Origin of the sequence: Xanthomonas sp. A1809 (assembly GCF_017746015.1) — a bacterium.
Lineage (GTDB): Bacteria > Pseudomonadota > Gammaproteobacteria > Xanthomonadales > Xanthomonadaceae > Xanthomonas > Xanthomonas euvesicatoria.
This window is the reverse complement of the sequence record NZ_JAGHWZ010000023.1, coordinates 24,334-40,558: the sequence shown is the minus strand read 5'-3', so window position 1 is coordinate 40,558 and position 16,225 is coordinate 24,334. Positions and strand designations below refer to the sequence as shown.

At 64.8% G+C, this 16,225-nt stretch carries 13 protein-coding genes and 1 other RNA gene; 6 read left to right on the top strand and 8 right to left on the bottom strand.

The window, feature by feature from the left end; genetic code table 11:
• Positions 1-5: 5 nt before the first annotated feature.
• Both J7396_RS21185 and J7396_RS22760 read right to left on the bottom strand, forming a co-directional pair.
• Positions 6-1,319, bottom strand: a complete 1,314-nt coding sequence (locus J7396_RS21185) for an MFS transporter (RefSeq protein ID WP_136733248.1) — start codon at positions 1,317-1,319, stop codon at positions 6-8.
• On the bottom strand, positions 1,316-1,444 hold the full coding sequence (locus J7396_RS22760; protein WP_256127428.1) for a hypothetical protein: 129 nt from the start codon (positions 1,442-1,444) through the stop codon (positions 1,316-1,318). Before J7396_RS22760 ends, J7396_RS21185 begins: the two co-directional genes overlap by 4 nt.
• A 334-nt stretch (positions 1,445-1,778) precedes the next feature.
• Here J7396_RS22760 and J7396_RS21180 point away from each other — a divergent pair, with 334 nt between their 5' ends.
• From J7396_RS21180 to J7396_RS21165, 4 genes are all read left to right on the top strand, one after another.
• Positions 1,779-4,712 carry a TonB-dependent receptor gene (locus tag J7396_RS21180; protein ID WP_209262063.1) on the top strand — a complete coding sequence of 978 codons (2,934 nt, stop codon included), beginning with the start codon at positions 1,779-1,781 and terminating at the stop codon, positions 4,710-4,712.
• 98 nt (positions 4,713-4,810) lie between these two features.
• Complete coding sequence (locus J7396_RS21175) at positions 4,811-6,298, top strand: MFS transporter (RefSeq protein WP_209262062.1); 1,488 nt, start codon at positions 4,811-4,813, stop codon at positions 6,296-6,298.
• 32 nt (positions 6,299-6,330) lie between these two features.
• Positions 6,331-7,365: a glycoside hydrolase family 43 protein gene (locus J7396_RS21170; RefSeq protein WP_008573829.1), complete on the top strand. Its 1,035-nt coding sequence runs from the start codon at positions 6,331-6,333 to the stop codon at positions 7,363-7,365.
• Between the two features lie 339 nt (positions 7,366-7,704).
• Positions 7,705-8,238, top strand: a complete 534-nt coding sequence (locus J7396_RS21165; protein ID WP_209262061.1) for a lipocalin family protein — start codon at positions 7,705-7,707, stop codon at positions 8,236-8,238.
• Positions 8,239-8,296: 58 nt separating this feature from the next.
• Here the strand turns inward: J7396_RS21165 and J7396_RS21160 are convergent, their stop codons facing one another.
• The 3 genes from J7396_RS21160 to J7396_RS21150 form a co-directional block, all read right to left on the bottom strand.
• Positions 8,297-8,650: a ribonuclease E inhibitor RraB gene (locus J7396_RS21160; protein ID WP_011349114.1), complete on the bottom strand. Its 354-nt coding sequence runs from the start codon at positions 8,648-8,650 to the stop codon at positions 8,297-8,299.
• Between the two features lie 213 nt (positions 8,651-8,863).
• On the bottom strand, positions 8,864-9,067 hold the full coding sequence (locus tag J7396_RS21155) for a DUF5076 domain-containing protein (RefSeq protein ID WP_209262060.1): 204 nt from the start codon (positions 9,065-9,067) through the stop codon (positions 8,864-8,866).
• Positions 9,068-9,319: 252 nt separating this feature from the next.
• A complete protein-coding gene (locus J7396_RS21150; protein WP_008573822.1) occupies positions 9,320-9,892 on the bottom strand; it encodes a hypothetical protein in 573 nt (190 codons plus the stop codon).
• 152 nt (positions 9,893-10,044) lie between these two features.
• On the opposite strand from J7396_RS21150, the gene J7396_RS21145 reads away from it, so the two are divergent.
• A complete protein-coding gene (locus tag J7396_RS21145; RefSeq protein ID WP_008573820.1) occupies positions 10,045-10,248 on the top strand; it encodes a YdcH family protein in 204 nt (67 codons plus the stop codon).
• 623 nt (positions 10,249-10,871) lie between these two features.
• On the opposite strand, the gene J7396_RS21140 is transcribed toward J7396_RS21145, so the two are convergent.
• A complete protein-coding gene (locus J7396_RS21140) occupies positions 10,872-11,852 on the bottom strand; it encodes a zinc-binding dehydrogenase (protein ID WP_209262059.1) in 981 nt (326 codons plus the stop codon).
• A gap of 259 nt (positions 11,853-12,111) precedes the next feature.
• Here J7396_RS21140 and J7396_RS21135 point away from each other — a divergent pair.
• Positions 12,112-12,187: non-coding RNA, sX9 sRNA (locus J7396_RS21135), on the top strand.
• Positions 12,188-12,191: 4 nt separating this feature from the next.
• Here J7396_RS21135 and plsB read toward each other — a convergent pair.
• Both plsB and J7396_RS21125 read right to left on the bottom strand, forming a co-directional pair.
• Positions 12,192-14,858 carry a glycerol-3-phosphate 1-O-acyltransferase PlsB gene (gene plsB / locus J7396_RS21130; protein WP_011349118.1) on the bottom strand — a complete coding sequence of 889 codons (2,667 nt, stop codon included), beginning with the start codon at positions 14,856-14,858 and terminating at the stop codon, positions 12,192-12,194.
• Positions 14,858-15,829, bottom strand: a complete 972-nt coding sequence (locus J7396_RS21125) for a hypothetical protein (protein ID WP_209262058.1) — start codon at positions 15,827-15,829, stop codon at positions 14,858-14,860. Before J7396_RS21125 ends, plsB begins: the two co-directional genes overlap by 1 nt.
• Between the last annotated feature and the right edge of the window lie 396 nt (positions 15,830-16,225).

Here is a 16,225-nt window from a genome sequence, read left to right as displayed (position 1 = left end):
TCACCTCAGGACGATGTCGGCGCTGGATCGGCAGGCAACTGCGCCGGCTCCAGCCGCGGCACCAGCGTGTGCACGACGGCCAAGGCCAGCAGATAGGCAGAGCCTGCCATCAGAAACACCGGCACATAGCTGCCGGTGGCTTGCAACAGAAAGCCGATGAAGGTGGCGATCAGCATGCCGCCCACCGCACCGGCAAAACCGCCGATGCCCACCACCGTGGCAACCGCGTGGCGCGGAAACATGTCCGAAGGCAGCGTAAACAGATTCGCCGACCAGCCCTGATGGGCGGCGGTGGCCAGCCCGATCAGCGCGACCGCCAGCCACAGGTTGTCGGCGCGTGCGGCAAAGACGATGGGCACGACGGAAATCGCGCAGATCAGCATCGCGGTCTTGCGTGCGCGATTGACGCTCCAGCCACGTGCGATGAAACGCCCGGCCACCCAACCACCGGCAATGCTGCCGATGTCGGCCAGCACGAAGATCACGATCAAGGGCACGCCCAATTGCAGCAAGCTCAGGCCATATTCGGCGTGCAGGAACTTCGGCAGCCAGAACAGGAAGAACCACCAGATCGGGTCGGTGATGAACTTGCCCAGCACAAACGCCCAGGCTTGCCGATGCTGCAGCACCTGTAACCACGACAGCCGGCGCTGCACCGGCTCATGCGCATCGCTGCGGATGTGCGCAAGTTCTGCGGCAGACAACCGGGGTTGCTGCTCGGGCGGGTGATAGCTGAACCACCACACCGCCAACCAGGTTGCACTGAGCACGCCGGTGAACAGGAATGCCGCCTGCCAGCCCCAGGCGGTGGCAATCAACGGCACCAACAATGGGGCAACAATGGCCCCGATATTGGAGCCGGAATTGAAGATGCCGGTGGCCAGCGCGCGCTCACGGCGCGGGAACCATTCGGCCACCGTCTTGAGCGCTGCAGGAAAATTGCCCGATTCGCCAAGGCCCAGGAAAAACCGCGCAATCGCAAACCCCACCACGCTGGTGGCCAAGGCATGCCCCATCGCCGCCAGGCTCCACAGGCCGATCGCCAGCGCATAGCCGAGCCGAGTGCCGAAGCGGTCGATCACCGCACCGCTGCACAGCAAGCCCAGCGCATACGCCGCCTGGAATGCGGTGACGATATAGCCGTACTGGATTTCGTTCCAACCGATCTGCGTCTGCAGGAACGGCGCCAGCACGCCCAGTACCTGGCGGTCCACATAGTTGATGGTGGTGGCGGCCAGCAGCAGGGCGCAGACCCGCCAACGCACCCGGCCGAGCCTTGCCGTTGCGGCCCCCGGGGCCGCGGCGGGCACCTCGCTCATGCGCGTGGCCTATGCGGGCGCGCCAGCGCGCCGGCTTCCTGCGCGGATTGGCCGATGTCCTGCAAGCGTGCACCCATCAGGTGCCGATCGGGTCCGTCGCTGCCGTGTTCTTCGGTTCGATTCATCGACCACTGCACCTGCACGAAGGTGGCCTTGTGCCACGGATGATAGCGCTACCATTACCACGGCATCGCGATAAATCCATCGCGCAGTGCAGCACTGCACCCCGTACGCAAGCGCGTCCGGCGCGACGGCGTGGGTTGGCCGGCGGCCTACCGGCGCGTGCACGCATCTATGCTGCCCTGCAGCGTGATGTTCCGAATTTGTTAGCGCTAACATCAAATGCACTGATCGTCCGTCTCCCCCATCGCACCATCGTCGCGCCGCGCAACGGCAGCGGCACTCCCTGCGCAGGGGCGATGCGTGGGACATCTGCTACCTGTTAGGGAAGGGATTACGGTGAAGAACAGCTACGCACGAACCGCGTTGTCCTGCGCGTTGGGATCCATCCTGCTGGGCATGTCCAGCACCGCCGCCTGGGCACAGTCCGCCAATGCCCAGAGCACGGCGCAAACCCCGCCAACCACTGCCGGCAATAACGATGCGGTGACCCAGCTGGATACCGTCACCGTGTCCGGCTACCGACGCAGCATCCAGTTCTCCACCGACGCCAAGCGCGATTCGGTCGGCTTTGCCGACACGGTGTTTGCCGAAGACATCGGCAAGTTTCCGGACATGAATATCGCCGAGTCGCTCAACCGCATTCCCGGCGTGCAGCTGGCGCGCGACGTCAACGGCGAAGGTCTCAATATCGCCATCCGCGGCCTGGGCACCAGCTTCACCAAGACCACGCTCAACGGCGCCAGCATCGCTACCGCCTCGATCGGCCTGAATGCGCAGAACCAGAACCGCGAAGTCGATCTGAATCTGTTCCCCACCGAATTCTTCACCCAGCTCACGGTGAGCAAGACACCCACCGCGAGCATGCTCGAAGGCGGCGTTTCCGGTGTGGTGGACATGCGCAGCGCGCGCCCGTTCGACCGCCCCGGCGTGCACTTCACTTATCAGGCGCAGGCCGACTGGAACAGCACCAGCGAAAAAACCACCCCACGCGGCGCTTTCATGGGCAGCTGGACCAATGAAGCAGGCACCTTCGGTGCACTGTTCGGCGTGGCGTCGGTCCGCAGCAAACTCGGCGTGCGCGGTTTCGAGAGCGTGGGCTGGACCAACCCCGGCCTCACCTACACCCAGTGCGGTCTCGCGCCGCCGGCAGGAACGCCAGCCACCAACCAACCGGCGGCGTGCAACGTCAATGGCGGCGGCAACTGGCGCATTCCAGACACTGTGCCCGCCACTGCCGGCAGCGGCCTCACCACCGGCGAAACCATCGACGCCGCCTGGCTGCTGGCGCGCAACCCGGGCCTGAGCATCGACCAGATCAGCGACGCGCTGATCCCGCGTCTGGGCCGCAGCGTCTACATGAGTGGCGATCGCGACCGCGATGCGTCGGTGATGTCGCTGGAATGGCGCCCTTCCGACAGCATGCATTTTTACCTGGACACGCTGTACTCCGAAGCCGAGCGCACCACCGAGCGGATCAGCATGAATCTGATCGGCCGCAACGGCAACATGATTCCGCTCGGCATGCAGCTGGATCAGAACAACGTGGTGACCAGCGCCACCTTCGCCAACGCGCAGTACTTTTTGGAAGCGCGCCCGTACCACGAAAACGTCAAGTTCTGGAGCGTCAATCCCGGTGCGGAACTGCTGTTTGGCGCCGAGCAGGACATCAAGCTCAATGTGCAGGCCAATGCCACCCGTAGCTGGCTCGCACGCGAATCGCCCAGCATCCTGGTCACCTCGCCGTTCACCACCGTGGACTACCGCAACGAAGGCGGCGACCGCCCCAGCATCACCAGCCCGCTCGATCTCAACGACCCCAACCTGGGCTGGGGCTGGACGGGTGGCCGGGTCAATATCCAGAACGAAAAGCGCCAGACCGAAACGCGCGGCGCGCGCGCCGACCTGCAGTTCGGCGAGGACAAGCGCAACGTCAAGATCGGCGCGTCCTACGACATGGCCGAGCGCACCATCCGTGGCTTCGACAACAGCACCGCCTGGGAACAGGTGGTGTGCCGCGGCAATGGCGGCAACGTGTGCAACGGCGGCGCCGGCTCGGCAATCCCGAACGCGGCCCTGGCCAGCTATCTGAAACCCGGCCCAGGCGGTTTCATCACGGCCGACTTCTCCCGCTTCCTGGCCGACACCAACTACTACGCGCTGCGCGATGCCGCACCGGAGAGCAACTCGGCCAACACCGGCGCTTCGACCGGCGGCATCCGCGAAAAAAATCTGGGCTTCTACATCGAGACCAATGCGGAAGCCGATGTCTGGAACCGCACCATGCGCTTCAACGCCGGCGTGCGCTATGTGACCACCGACCAGACCATTACCGGCCCGGTCACCATCAATGGCGTGCGCAGCGTGCAGGTGCTGGATTCGGATTACAAGGAAACCCTGCCCTCGTTCAACGTGGCATGGGACGTGGCCGACAAGGTGGTCATGCGCCTGTCCAGCTCGCGCACGCTGACCCGCCCCGATCCCAGCGCGATGCTGCCCAACACCAACTTCAGCGACCCTTCCGCGCAGACCGCCACGCAGGGCAATCCGAACCTCAAGCCGTATCTGTCGACCAATGTGGATTTCGGCGGCGAGTGGTACACCGGCGGCGAAGGCTATGTGGGCCTGACCCTGTTCAACAAGCGCATCACCGGCTTCACCGTCAACGGCATCCGCCGCATTCCGTTCAACGACCTGGGCGTGAACTACGACACGCTATTGCCGATCCAGCAGGCCGGCCTGGCCCAGCGCGGCGGCCCCAATGCGGCCACCGTGGATGTGCAGACGCAGGTCAATGCCGATGGTGTGCTCAATATCCGCGGCACCGAGGCCATCTGGGTGCAGCCGCTGGACAAGCTGTTCGACGGCCTGGGCTTCAGCCTCAACTACACCCACGTCAACCAGCAGTCCGAAGGCGAAGGCGTGCCGGCGGTGGCCGTCGGTGTCGCACCCAACCTCTGGAACGGCACCGTCTACTGGGAAAAGGACGCAGCCTCGATCCGCCTGTCCTACACCTGGAACGACGACATGGTGATCTCCGGCGCAAACCAGAACGGCATTCCGTATGCGCGCCTCAACGCCGATGCGCGCGGCCAGCTCGATATGTCGGCGAGCTACGCACTGGATTGGCTGCCGTCCAAGCCGCAGATCACGCTCAACGTCACCAATATCACCAACGAACCGTTGCGCACGACCTTCGCCTGGCCCAACGCCACCTACGACCTGTATGAGCCCGGGCGCACCGTCATGCTCGGCATCCGCGGTACCTTTTGAGTGTTGTCGTCATCGGTCGCCGTTCCTCCCAGCGGCGACCGATGGCGCAATGCGCGCCGCGGCGTTTTCCGCAGCATTCTTCGAGTCCGTCCCATCTCATGAACGATCGGTCACAGCAGCTCTCCTTGCGCGAAAAGATCGGCTATAGCCTGGGCGACCTGGCCGCCAATCTGATCTTCCAGACGCTGGTCACTTTCCTGGCGTTCTTCTACACCGATGTGTTCCGCATACCTGCCAGCGTGGCAGCGACGCTGATCTTTGTGGTCGGCATGCTGGGCGCGTTCGTGTTTACGCCGGTCATCGGTATCTTGGCCGATCGCACGCGCACCCGCTGGGGCAAGTTCCGCCCGTGGATCCTGTGGACCGCACTGCCCTTCGGGGCGTTGTCGCTGGCCGCCTTCAATACGCCCACGCTCGGCGAGCAGGGCAAGATCGCCTACGCCTTTGCCACCTACACCTTGCTGATGCTGGTGTACGTCGCCAACAACCTGCCGTACTCGGCCTTGAGCGGCGTGCTCACTGGCAGCATGGAGCAGCGCAACAGCTTGTCGGCGTATCGCTTTCTGGCGGTGACCTTTGCGCAGTTCATCATCCAGGTGCTGTTGCTGCCGTTGGTCTTGATTCTGGGCAATGGCGACAAGGCGCAGGGCTTTCGCAACACCATGGCGCTGTTCGCGGCGATCGGCACGCTGTGCTTTCTGATCACCTTCTTCACCACGCGCGAGCGGGTGCTGCCGATCAGCGAACAACGCAACAGCGTGCGCCAGGACCTGACCGATCTGGTCCGCAACAAGCCCTGGCTGGTGATGCTGGCGCTCACCATCCTGGTCTTCATCAATCTGGCGATGAAGGGCGGGATGTACATCTACTACTTCAAGTACTACCTCGACGCGAATGCGTTGACGCAGTTTCTCGACCACGCCGGGTTCAACCGCTTCATCGCCGGCATCAACAGCGTCCTGACTGGCGCCGGCATGAGCGCGTTGCAGTGGCCACAGGACGCACCGACTTCCGCGTTTAGCGTGTTCAGCGCCGGCGGCATCCTGGCGATGATCGTGGGCATCGGTTTTTCCAAACGCCTGGCCGACCGCTTTGGCAAGCGCAATGTCTTCGGCGGCGCGCTGCTGATCTCCACGCTGTTCCTGCTGGCGTTCTATCTATACCCACCGAATGCGATCGGCTGGGTGTTCGCTTCCTACGTCCTGCACGGGTATTTCTACGGCATCACCATCCCGTTGCTGTGGGCCATGATCGCCGATGTGGCCGATTACTCGGAGTGGAAGAACCACCGCCGCGCCACCGCCATCATCTTCTCGGCGATGTTGTGCGGCTTGAAGATCGGACTGAGCGTAGGCGGCGCACTGGTCGCCGGCATCCTGGCGTTTTATGGCTATAACGCAGCACTGCCGCAGCAAGGCGCGGCCGTCACCAACGGCATCCGCCTGGCCATCAGCGTGTACGCCTCGCTTCCGTTCCTGCTCGGCACTGCATTGCTGGCGCTGTACGAAATCGACAAGGCGCTGGAAACCCGCATCGAGCACGAACTGGGCATGCGCCGCCAGGCCGCACCGCTCGCCACTGTCTGACCTCCCCTCCCACTTCATGCACAGGTACGCGCATGTCCGATGAACTGCAAGCCGCTAATCTGCAGGCGCTGGCGCGCACCGCCATTTCCGCACCGCTGGTCACCCACCTCTACACCGCCGACCCGTCCGCACATGTATTCGACGGTGCGCTGTATATCTATCCCTCGCACGACCTCGATGCCGGCGTGGCCTTCAGCGACGACGGCTCGCATTTCGACATGGCCGACTACCACGTGTTGCGCATGGCGCATCCAGGTGCGGCGGTGGAAGACCTCGGGCAAGTGCTGCATGTGCGCGATGTGCCCTGGGCGCAGCGGCAGATGTGGGCACCGGATGCGGCACAACGCAACGGCAAGACCTATCTGTACTTCCCCGCAAAACGCGCCGACGGCATATTCCAGATCGGCGTGGCGGTGGGCGATCGCCCCGAAGGCCCGTTCGTCGCCGAGCCGCAGCCCATCGCCGGAACCTACTCGATTGACCCGGCCGTACTCGCCGCCGACGACGGCGCGCATTACCTGTACTTCGGCGGCATCTGGGGCGGCCAGCTGCAGCACTACCGCGATAATGTCTACGCGCAGACGCATCAGGAACCGGTGGGCGAGGCACCCGCACTTGGCCCGCGCGTGGCGCGCCTGCACGCGCACATGACCGAACTGGCCGAACCCAGCCGCGAAGTCGTCATCCTCGACGAACACGGCGCCCCGCTGCGCGCAGACGACCACGCCCGCCGCTTCTTCGAAGGTCCCTGGGTCCACCAACATGCAGGTCGGTACTACCTGTCGTATTCCACCGGCGACACCCACCAGATTTGCTACGCCACCAGCGACTCACCCTACGGCCCGTTCAACTACCAGGGCGTGCTGCTCGCACCGGTGGTCGGCTGGACCACGCATCACTCCATCTGCTTGTTCCAGGAGCAGTGGTATCTGTTCTATCACGACAGCGTGCTTTCGGGCGGCCAGACGCATCTGCGCAGCATCAAGATGGCACCGCTGGAACATGCTGCAGATGGAACGATCGCGACGATTTATCCGTATGGGGAAGACGCGGTATCGCCTTGGTGAGTGCCGTTGGGCAACCGCCCGCCGAGATCCATCGAGTCAGTGATCGCTGGGCAGCTAACGGTGGAAGAAACGTCCTTTCAGCTCGATGCTTCCGCGCACCTTGTCGTCATCACGGCGGCTGAGGGTTGAACAATACTCACGGCATAAATTGGGCGTTTCTGGCGTTTGAGAGGCTCTTTATTTGGCTCTTGAACGCAGATGACTCGGCAAACGGCACCGAGATGTCGCACGCACCAACACCAGTCTTGCCTCCAGGCTGGGACCACATCGCATGGGCTCGCATCCAGACGCAGTGCAGCTACGTATTGCTTTAGACGTGCCCTCTTAGGTAGAAGTGTCATGCGACGTAGTTCGATGCTGTTGTTACTCACGCTCGCGGTCCACGGCAGTGCTGGCGCAAGCGATTCACGCGCTGCCCTGCCCCGCGCAGACACCGTTGATGTGCCGCGCTTCATGGGCGACTGGTATGTGATTGCGCATATTCCGACCCGGCCCGAGCGCAGCGCCTACGACGCGGTGGAGAGCTACGCGCTGCGACCGGATGGTCGCATCCAGACCACCTTCACCTTTCGCAAGGGCAGCTTCCAGGCGCCGCTCAAATCCATGCATCCGATCGGCCAGGTGGCGAAGGAAGGCAATGGCGCGCTCTGGCGCATGCAGTTCTTCTGGCCGTTCAAGGCCGAGTACGTGATCGCCTGGCGGGACGCAGCCTATACGCAGACCATCGTGGCGCGCAGCAAGCGCGACTACGTCTGGTACATGGCGCGTACCCCGCAGGTCTCCGATGCCGACTATCAGCAAGCGGTCGAGCGTATCGCGGCGATGGGCTACGACGTGTCGCAGCTGCGACGTGTGCCGCAGTCAGCACGCTGATGCGGAAGCGCTGATAGGAGAATCTGCACGCCGTGCAGTCCTCGAACCGGTCGAGCGCTCAGGCGTCCTTCGCGTCCCCGAAGAATTCCCATCCGTCGTTCAAGCCGTCCAGGGGCTTGGCCTCGGCTGCCAGGTCTTCCTCGAACGCCGAAATCGCCTTGTACGACGGCACCATGGTCGGATACACCGTCACATCCATGGGAAACGCCGTGTTTTCCGGGTAATGACAGCAGCGGACTTTCTGCTCGAAGCGAAGCATCTTCACCGAGAACTCCAGCGCCGATTCCTTGCTGGGGAAGACCACCGAAAAAGCGATTTCCCGCGGCTTTGAAAGGTCGACACCTTGCTGTGCGATATGCCAGAGCGTGTCGCCGTTATCGTCTTTGGGATACAGAATCAGATCTCGCTGCATGACACTCTCATCAGGACGCTCTCATCAGGTGTTGGTCGGGAAGGCCAGTGACGCCAGGATCTTTGCCCTTGGGCGAGAAAGCCAGCCTCGATGGTATCCAAAAGGCAGCACGGCGATGCGTCCGTGCCCGGCGCACTGCTAACCGAGTCATCGCAGTCAATAGAGGCTTGCCCGGGACGCGCGATCGCGCAACAAGGGCCTTGCACGGTGCCGCTAGTGCTCGACTGGCAGCGCTCCCTCTTGCCGACCGCTCGGGTCGGCAACGCGTCGCAAGAAGTCATCCAGCATCAGCGTGCGACATTGCGCGAGCGGCATGCCATCGCGCTGTGCGTACATCCGCGAAGCATGCTCGAACAGATCCGCAAGCAGTTCGCCGATGTCCTCTGCACCGCCACCCAGATCGCGATTGATGCTCACGTGCAGCTATTCATTCGCGGCCCATAGACGCAGCAGTTCGAAGGCCTCCGGATCGGCCAGTGTGTCGGGCGGGATAATCAATTCACCATCGTGCATGTCTTCCCTCGTCGGGGTCGCACGTTCAATGAACCCGCGCGGTGTCGTCGATGCCTTGCATTCGCCAGCGCGCACGCACGCGACATCAGTGATCAGCAACCGTGGGGCGATGACAGGTGCCGGCTCACGCCGGCGCCTGTTGCTCCGCTGAGTGCCTCACGGCACCCAGATCAAATTCATCACCTGCGGATCGGCGGTGACCTTGACCAGCTTGCCGCTGGGGCCGAACTGCACCTGGTACTCGGAGAAGCTGTCGCGCCAGTAGCGCCACAGCGAGGCGTCCAGGTTGGGGTTTTCGCTGCTGATCGGGTAGCCGACCGCCATCAGCACCTGTTCGCGGGTCATGCCGCCGGTGAGCTTGCCATCGTTGATCGCCTGGCGAATCTTGGGCGGGAAGGTAGCGAGCTTGAGCTTGGGGTCGGTGGTGACGACATACCGGGCGGCAAAGGCGGTGTTGTCCAGGTCGCGGCTGTAATCGTTGCCGATGGACTGCTTTTCGCCGGCGATCTTGAGGTTGACGCGGTTGCGGCCGAAGCCGGTGACGCTGACCGGGGTGCCGACCGGGAGCATGCGCTTGCCGTCTTCGGCGTAGTTGCTGTCGCTGATCCAGCTGCCGTCGGTGCGCAGGTTGCAGCACAGAAAGCCGTCGTACTTGGCGACATCGGCGGCGCTGGCCAGGTTGGCGGCGGCGAACAGGCCCAGGGCCAGCAGGGAAGGATGCAGACGCATCGAAAGACTCCTTTCTCGACGGCCGTAGCCGCGCGGCAATGATGGACGGGGCGCGCCGCCGTTTCCCCGCGGCGCGCGGGCATTGTCGCAGCCCCGGGCCGCTTGGCAAGCGTGGGTGACGCGCGCAGCCCGGGGTTGTGTATGCTCGGGGGGTGGAAACCCTGTCAACCGCCGAGATCGTCGAACAGATCGCCGAGTTGCGACGCGCCCACCGCGCGTTGGACGAGGAGATCCAGCGCGTGCCCGCGAACCTGGACGACGAGCTGCAGATGAAGCGCTTGAAGAAGCGCAAGCTGCACATCAAGGACTGCATCACGCGGCTGGAGATGGAGTTGGTGCCCGACGAGCCGGCGTGATGGCTGGTTGGCGGGAGCTTGCGTCAGCTGCAGAAACGGTCCCTCACCCAGACCCCGCGCTTGCGACGCGGGCACCCGAAGGCACGCCCAGGGGCGCACCAGCCATGCCTTCTGGCCCCGACGTGAGGAGAGGCTTTGATCTGTGCTGGTGGGATGAGGCTCTGTAAAGCGCTGGTTCGCGGCTTCCTTATTTCGCCGAAGCAGGCTCTAGCGCTTCGCGTCGAGACATTCCTTCTCGTACCTGGAGAAGCTCACTGCATCGCAGCCGGAACTGCACGTCTCCTGCATCGAACCGGCTAAACCCATCGCGCCGATAAGCTCCCTTCTCCCACCGGGAGAAGGTGCCCCGAAGGGGCGGATGAGGGTACGAGTGCTGAACGTTGTCAACGGCCAAGTCGCTCTACTCTGATTGCGCAGCGCTAACTGCGAACGACCGCTGGCTGCAACGGATCAATACCCACATCGGCCACACGACACATACAACCGCGCGGCGCACGAAAGATCAGTGCTCGCTAGGAACCGCTCTGAGAGTTCCACCGCGCAAGCAACACTGCCATCCAGCCAGCGCGGGCGACCTGCCACTCCGTCCCCGCGCTGGCGCTGTTTCGATCGGCGCACCCCGCTCAACCGGCGCGCAGCAGGATCTTGCCACCTCGCCCCGGTTCGGCACTGGCCGCTGCCGCCTTGGCCGCGTCTTCCAGATCGAACACCGCTTCCACCGGCAGCGCCAGGCTGCCGTCGAGCGCGGCCTTCAACAGCTCGCCGATCATGCGGCGCTTGTCCTCGGACTTGGTGGCGGCCATGACCTTGCTGCCCCAGAAGCCGCGCACGGTGGCCTGCTTGAAGATCACATTGCCGCTGGCAATCTCCAGCGGTTCGCCGGTCATCGAGCCGAACGAGATCAACTCGCCGCCCTCGGCGAGCAGCCCCATCAGCTCGCCTGCCGCCTTGCCGGCCACCGAGTCGATCGCGCGCACGATCGGTGCATCGCCGGCCAGCGCGCGCACGCGGTCTTGCCAACCGTCCTGCGCGGTCGACACCGCATTCCCGATCCCCAGTGCCTTGAGTTCGTCCACGCCGGCATCGCGACGCACCAGATTGATCACGTTGATGCCGCGTGCCGCAGCCAGCATGGCCACAGTCTTGCCGACCGCGCCGTTGGCGGTGTTCTGCACAATCCAGTCGCCTTTGTCGACATTCAGGAACTCGATCAGCATCAACGCGCTCAGCGGCATGGCGATGAGCTGGCAGCCGCGGTCGTCATCCAGTGCGTCGGGCAGCGGGACCACGCCGGTTGCGTCGGCCAGAAAGTAGTCGGCCCAGCTCTCGTGCACGCCGGCGGCGACGACACGCTGGCCGACCTGCAGGCCCTGCACGCCTTCGCCCAGCGCATCGATCACGCCAGACCCTTCGCTGCCGCCGATCGCCGGCAGCGTGGGCTTGTAGCCGTAGTTGCCGCGCACCGTCCACAGGTCATGGTTGTGGATGGGCGAACGCCGCATCGCGATGCGGACCTGGCCCTTGCCGGGTTGCGGTGTGGGCCGTTCGCCGAGTTCGAGCACCTTGGCCGGGTCGCCGAACTGGGTGTGGATGGCTGCGCGCATGCAAGTCTCCTGTCGGCGACGCCCGTGGTGCAACGCAGCCGATCACAGTGAAAGGTGCTGCGATGCTAACGGGAACGCTGCAAGCGCCCGATGAAGCGAACGGAACCGCTGTGTGAAAGCCGCCGGCGCTCGCCTACCGCCACCTCGCCACGCGCCCGACGCGCCCTGCAAGACGTGAAGGCATTCGCCAACGGCCTAGAGCATCCAACAAAACGACTGTGCAGCCGCCAGGCGGGCGCGGCCGGTGCCCGGTATCGGCATGTACCACGCGTACGCTCCGGTTCCTGCCCGCCGTCCACACCCACCTGACGACTGCTCGCCACGTCTTGTCAGTCGCTTTTACTGCGGCGGCACAGCCACGTCCGGCTTGGCCGCTGCCGGGCTGACGCGTTCGATGGTATGGCGCAGTTCGCGGCCGAGAATGAACTTGGCGTCCTTGGCCCAGGCATCCAGGCGCTCGTCGAACATCAGCTTGCTGTTGTCGTCCGGCCACACCAGGCGCAACTCGCGCAATTTCTGGATGAAGCCGCGGAACAGGGTCTTGTCGAAGAACTCCGGCGCGGCCGGTGCATACAGCAGGCTCAGACGCTGCGCGGCCTGCTGGCACAGGCTTTCCAGTTCGCCGGCACCGAGCACGCCCGGGCCGTTCTTCACCAGCACCGAAATGGCGATGTAATAGCGCTCGAACGCTTGTTGCAGCGAATGGCCGATCGCGCGCAGGCGGAACACTTCGTCGGTCTGCCCGGTGTTGCGGGTCAGGATGCCGCCGTCGTCGTCGGTGACGTTGAGCAGCAGGCCTTCGCGCACGAACATGTCGATGGTCTGTTCGATGCGTTCGGCAAAGCGGTCTTCGCTCCACGGCAGGAACAACTCGGCCTGCAGGAACGGATACACCGTGCGGCCCAGGCGCAACAGACCGGCGCGGCTCATGCGGCGGTTGTTCTGGAAGCAGCACGCCACCCACGAAGAAGCGGTGAACAGGTGCAGCACGTTGTTGCGGAAGTAGCTCAGCAGCACCGCGGTATCGCCGCTGACGCTGAGCACATCGCCCAGCGGGTGCGACACGCGCGTGAGCACGTTGATCTCTTCGGCGTGGGTGATGATGCGCGCCGGCGTGTGCGGGGTGACGGTGACGCGGTCCGAGTACGGCATTTCGGCCAGCAGCTTCTTGCACAACTCGATCTGCGCGATCAGGTCGGCCTCGCCCATCGCGTGCTTGGGCGTGGACAGCAGGGCCAGCGCCAGCAGGTTGATCGGATTGACGTCGGCGGCGCAGTTGATGCGGGTCTGGATCTGCGTAGACAGCATGTCCACCGCGGGCGCCAGCCAGGTGGGTTTTTCGTCTTCCGGCAGCGGCTGGCCGTCCCAATCGGGCGCGTGCCTGGCCAGCACGTCGTTGAGCGCGATCGGCTCGCCGAAGTTCACCACCACCTGGCCGTAGTTCTGCTTGAGCACCTTGGGGATGGACCACAGCAGGCCCCAGATGGATTCCTTTTCCTTCGGCCGGCCGGTGAGCTCGTCCAGGTAGCTGTTGCCTTCCATCAACTTTTCGTAGCCGATGTATACCGGCTGGAACAGCACCGGCTTGCGCGGCTGGCGCAGATACGCGCGCAGCGTCATCGCGATCATGCCGCCCTTGGGCTGCAGCAGACGCCCGGTGCGCGAACGCCCGCCTTCGACGAAATATTCGATGGAATAGCCGCCGGCCACCAGTTGGGCGACGTATTCGCTGAGCACGGCCGAATACAGCGCATTGCCCTTGATCGAGCGGCGGATGAAGAACGCGCCGCCCTTGCGCAGCAACGTGCCGACCACCGGCAGGTTGAGGTTGATGCCGGCCACGATGTGCGGCGGCACGATGCCGCGTTCGTACAGCAGGTAGCTCAGCAACAGGTAGTCCATGTGGCTGCGGTGGCTGGGTACGTACACCACTTCATGCCCGGGCGCGGCCTGCTTGAGCTTGTCCAGGTGATGCACCAGCACGCCGGCGTAGATGCGGTTCCACACGTGGGTCAGCAGGAAGCTGGCCGAGCGGACCACCGGGCTGGAATAGTCGGCGGCGATTTCCCACGCATAGGCATGCGCCTTGCGCCAGGCATCGACCGGCTTGGAATTGTCGCGCTTGGCCTGGATGGCGATGGCTTCGCGCACCGACTCGGCGGCCAGCACCTGGTCCACCAGCAAACGGCGGGTAGACAAGTCCGGGCCGATCACCGCTTCGCGGATGCGCCGGAAGTGCGTGCGCAACACGCGCTGCAACTTGCGCAAGGTGCGCTCGGGCGGCAGCCCTTCGGCCATGGTCTGGCGCAACGAAATCGGCGGGGCGAAGCGCACGATGGTGGTGCGGCCGTTGAGCAAGACCGACAGCAGGCGGCGGAAGCGGCCAACCAGCGCCCAGTTTTCGGAGAACAGCACGGCGAACCAGCCGCTCTGCTTGTCCGGCGCGCGGCCGACGAAGATCGATACCGGCACCAGATGCACGTCCAGGTCGGCGCGCACGCGGTGCGCCTGCAGCAACTTGGCCAGCGAATCGGAGTGGGTCTTGCCGCCGCGCTGCTCGGGAATCAGCGAATTGCTGCTGCTGCGCCGTGAGAGCGCCAGGTAGGCCCGCTTGCGCTCCAGCGGGTCGCCCGGCAACGGCACCAGCGGCGACGGCAGGCCGACTTCGCGACAGGCCTTGTCCAAAATCAGCGCATTGGACATGCCGTAGTCTTCCAGCACGTACACCACCGGGCGGCCGTCGTCGTAGCGACCGGGTTGGTCCGGCTCGATGGTCAGGCTCAGCCAGGGGTCGGCCAGGCGGCCGAGCAGGCGCGCCCACCAGGGGCGCTTGGCGCTGCGCGCCGCGGCAACGCCGGGGGCGATCGATGGCGCAACCGCCGGCGGCACCGGCTCGGCGAGCGGCAAGGCCGCCGTCGTGGCGCCGGTGTCGGCTGCGGCAGTGCTGGGCGGGCTGGGCTGGCCGTCCGGGAACGGCAGGGGATTCTGTTCTGGCATCACGGTCATTATCGCCCAGCCGGGCGTTGCCCGGTGTCGGCAGCCTTCGCCGGCGCGACCGCTGCGGTGTCGGGCACTGCAGTGGCGCTGGGTAAGGGCGCGGCCTGGGCATCGAGCAGCGCCTGCACTTCGTTCTGGGTCTGCAGCTGGTACCAGTGGCCCTCGCGCTTGATCAGCGCGACGTTCAGATCGATATCGTGGGCGGCCAGCGGATAGCGCAGCCGTACCTGGGCGGTGTCGGCATCCTGCTTGATCAAGCCGGTCCGCAGTGCGTCCAGGCTGCCGTCGATCGACAGGTCGTAGCGCTCCAGCACCTTCTTGCAGGTTTCCCAGAACGGCCCGAGCCGGCGCAGGCTTTCTTCCATGCCCAGCCGCTGCAGGTCGGCATCGGAGGTGATGCCGGTGGCACGGGCGGCGGTCACCAGGTCGGCGATGCTGGCCTTGGCGCGGGGGCGATCGGCCAGCGGCGCAGTGGCGGCCCACGCGCTCAAGGCGTCGACCAACTGCACGTAATGGGCGCGCTGCTCGGGCTGGTAGTCGTTGCGGCTACGCAGGTATTGCACGCCGAACTGGCCCAGCGATTGCGCCGCCTGCGCGATGCCCTGGGCCTGGCCGGCCAGCTGCGCATCGAAGGCCTGCTGCAGGCGGCGTTCGGCATCGGGCGCCGACAACGACCCGAGCAGCGCGCCGACTTCATTGGGCAGCGGCAGTTCGGTCAGCGGCCAACGGCTGACACCGCTGCGCCACGCCGCCTCCAGCTGGGCGTATTGCGCAGGCGTCACCCGGATACGCGCATACGCCACCAGATCATTGCGCCGCAACGGCAGGGTCATCGCCTGCATCGCCGCGGCCGGCTCGGCCTTGGCGCCGGGCAGTGCGGGCGCGGTCTGGTTGCGCTGGCAGCCGCTCACGCACAGCGCGGCCAGCAGCAGCCACGCGGCGAAGTGGAACCGCCCTGCACGGACGGTAGGTAGCGACATGCGCACGATGTTCCCCCTGATCGATCGGCGCATCTTGCTGTCTGGAGGCATTGGCGGCAAGGCGGGTGCAAACCGTGCGCCACGGTATGGTGGGTAGATGTTACGTTTTCGTAGTTCCTGGCACGTTGCCGGCCAGTGTCCGACATTGGCCGCTGATGTCTTATTCGGACAAACTTGTCCAGCGATCGGGCTTCAGCCCTTGCGCCACTTGCGTTTGGCCCAATGCTGCGGCGCATCATGTAAGCGCTTGCAGTTCCTGCTAGCGTGCGCTGCATCTCGCTTGGGGGTCTCCATCAGATGGGGCTGATGTCATTCATGTGCCTGTGTGACACGGGCGCTCGGTGCCAGCAGGCCGTGCGCCTCACCCTGGCGCGCGGTGCCACGCGCGTTGACCTG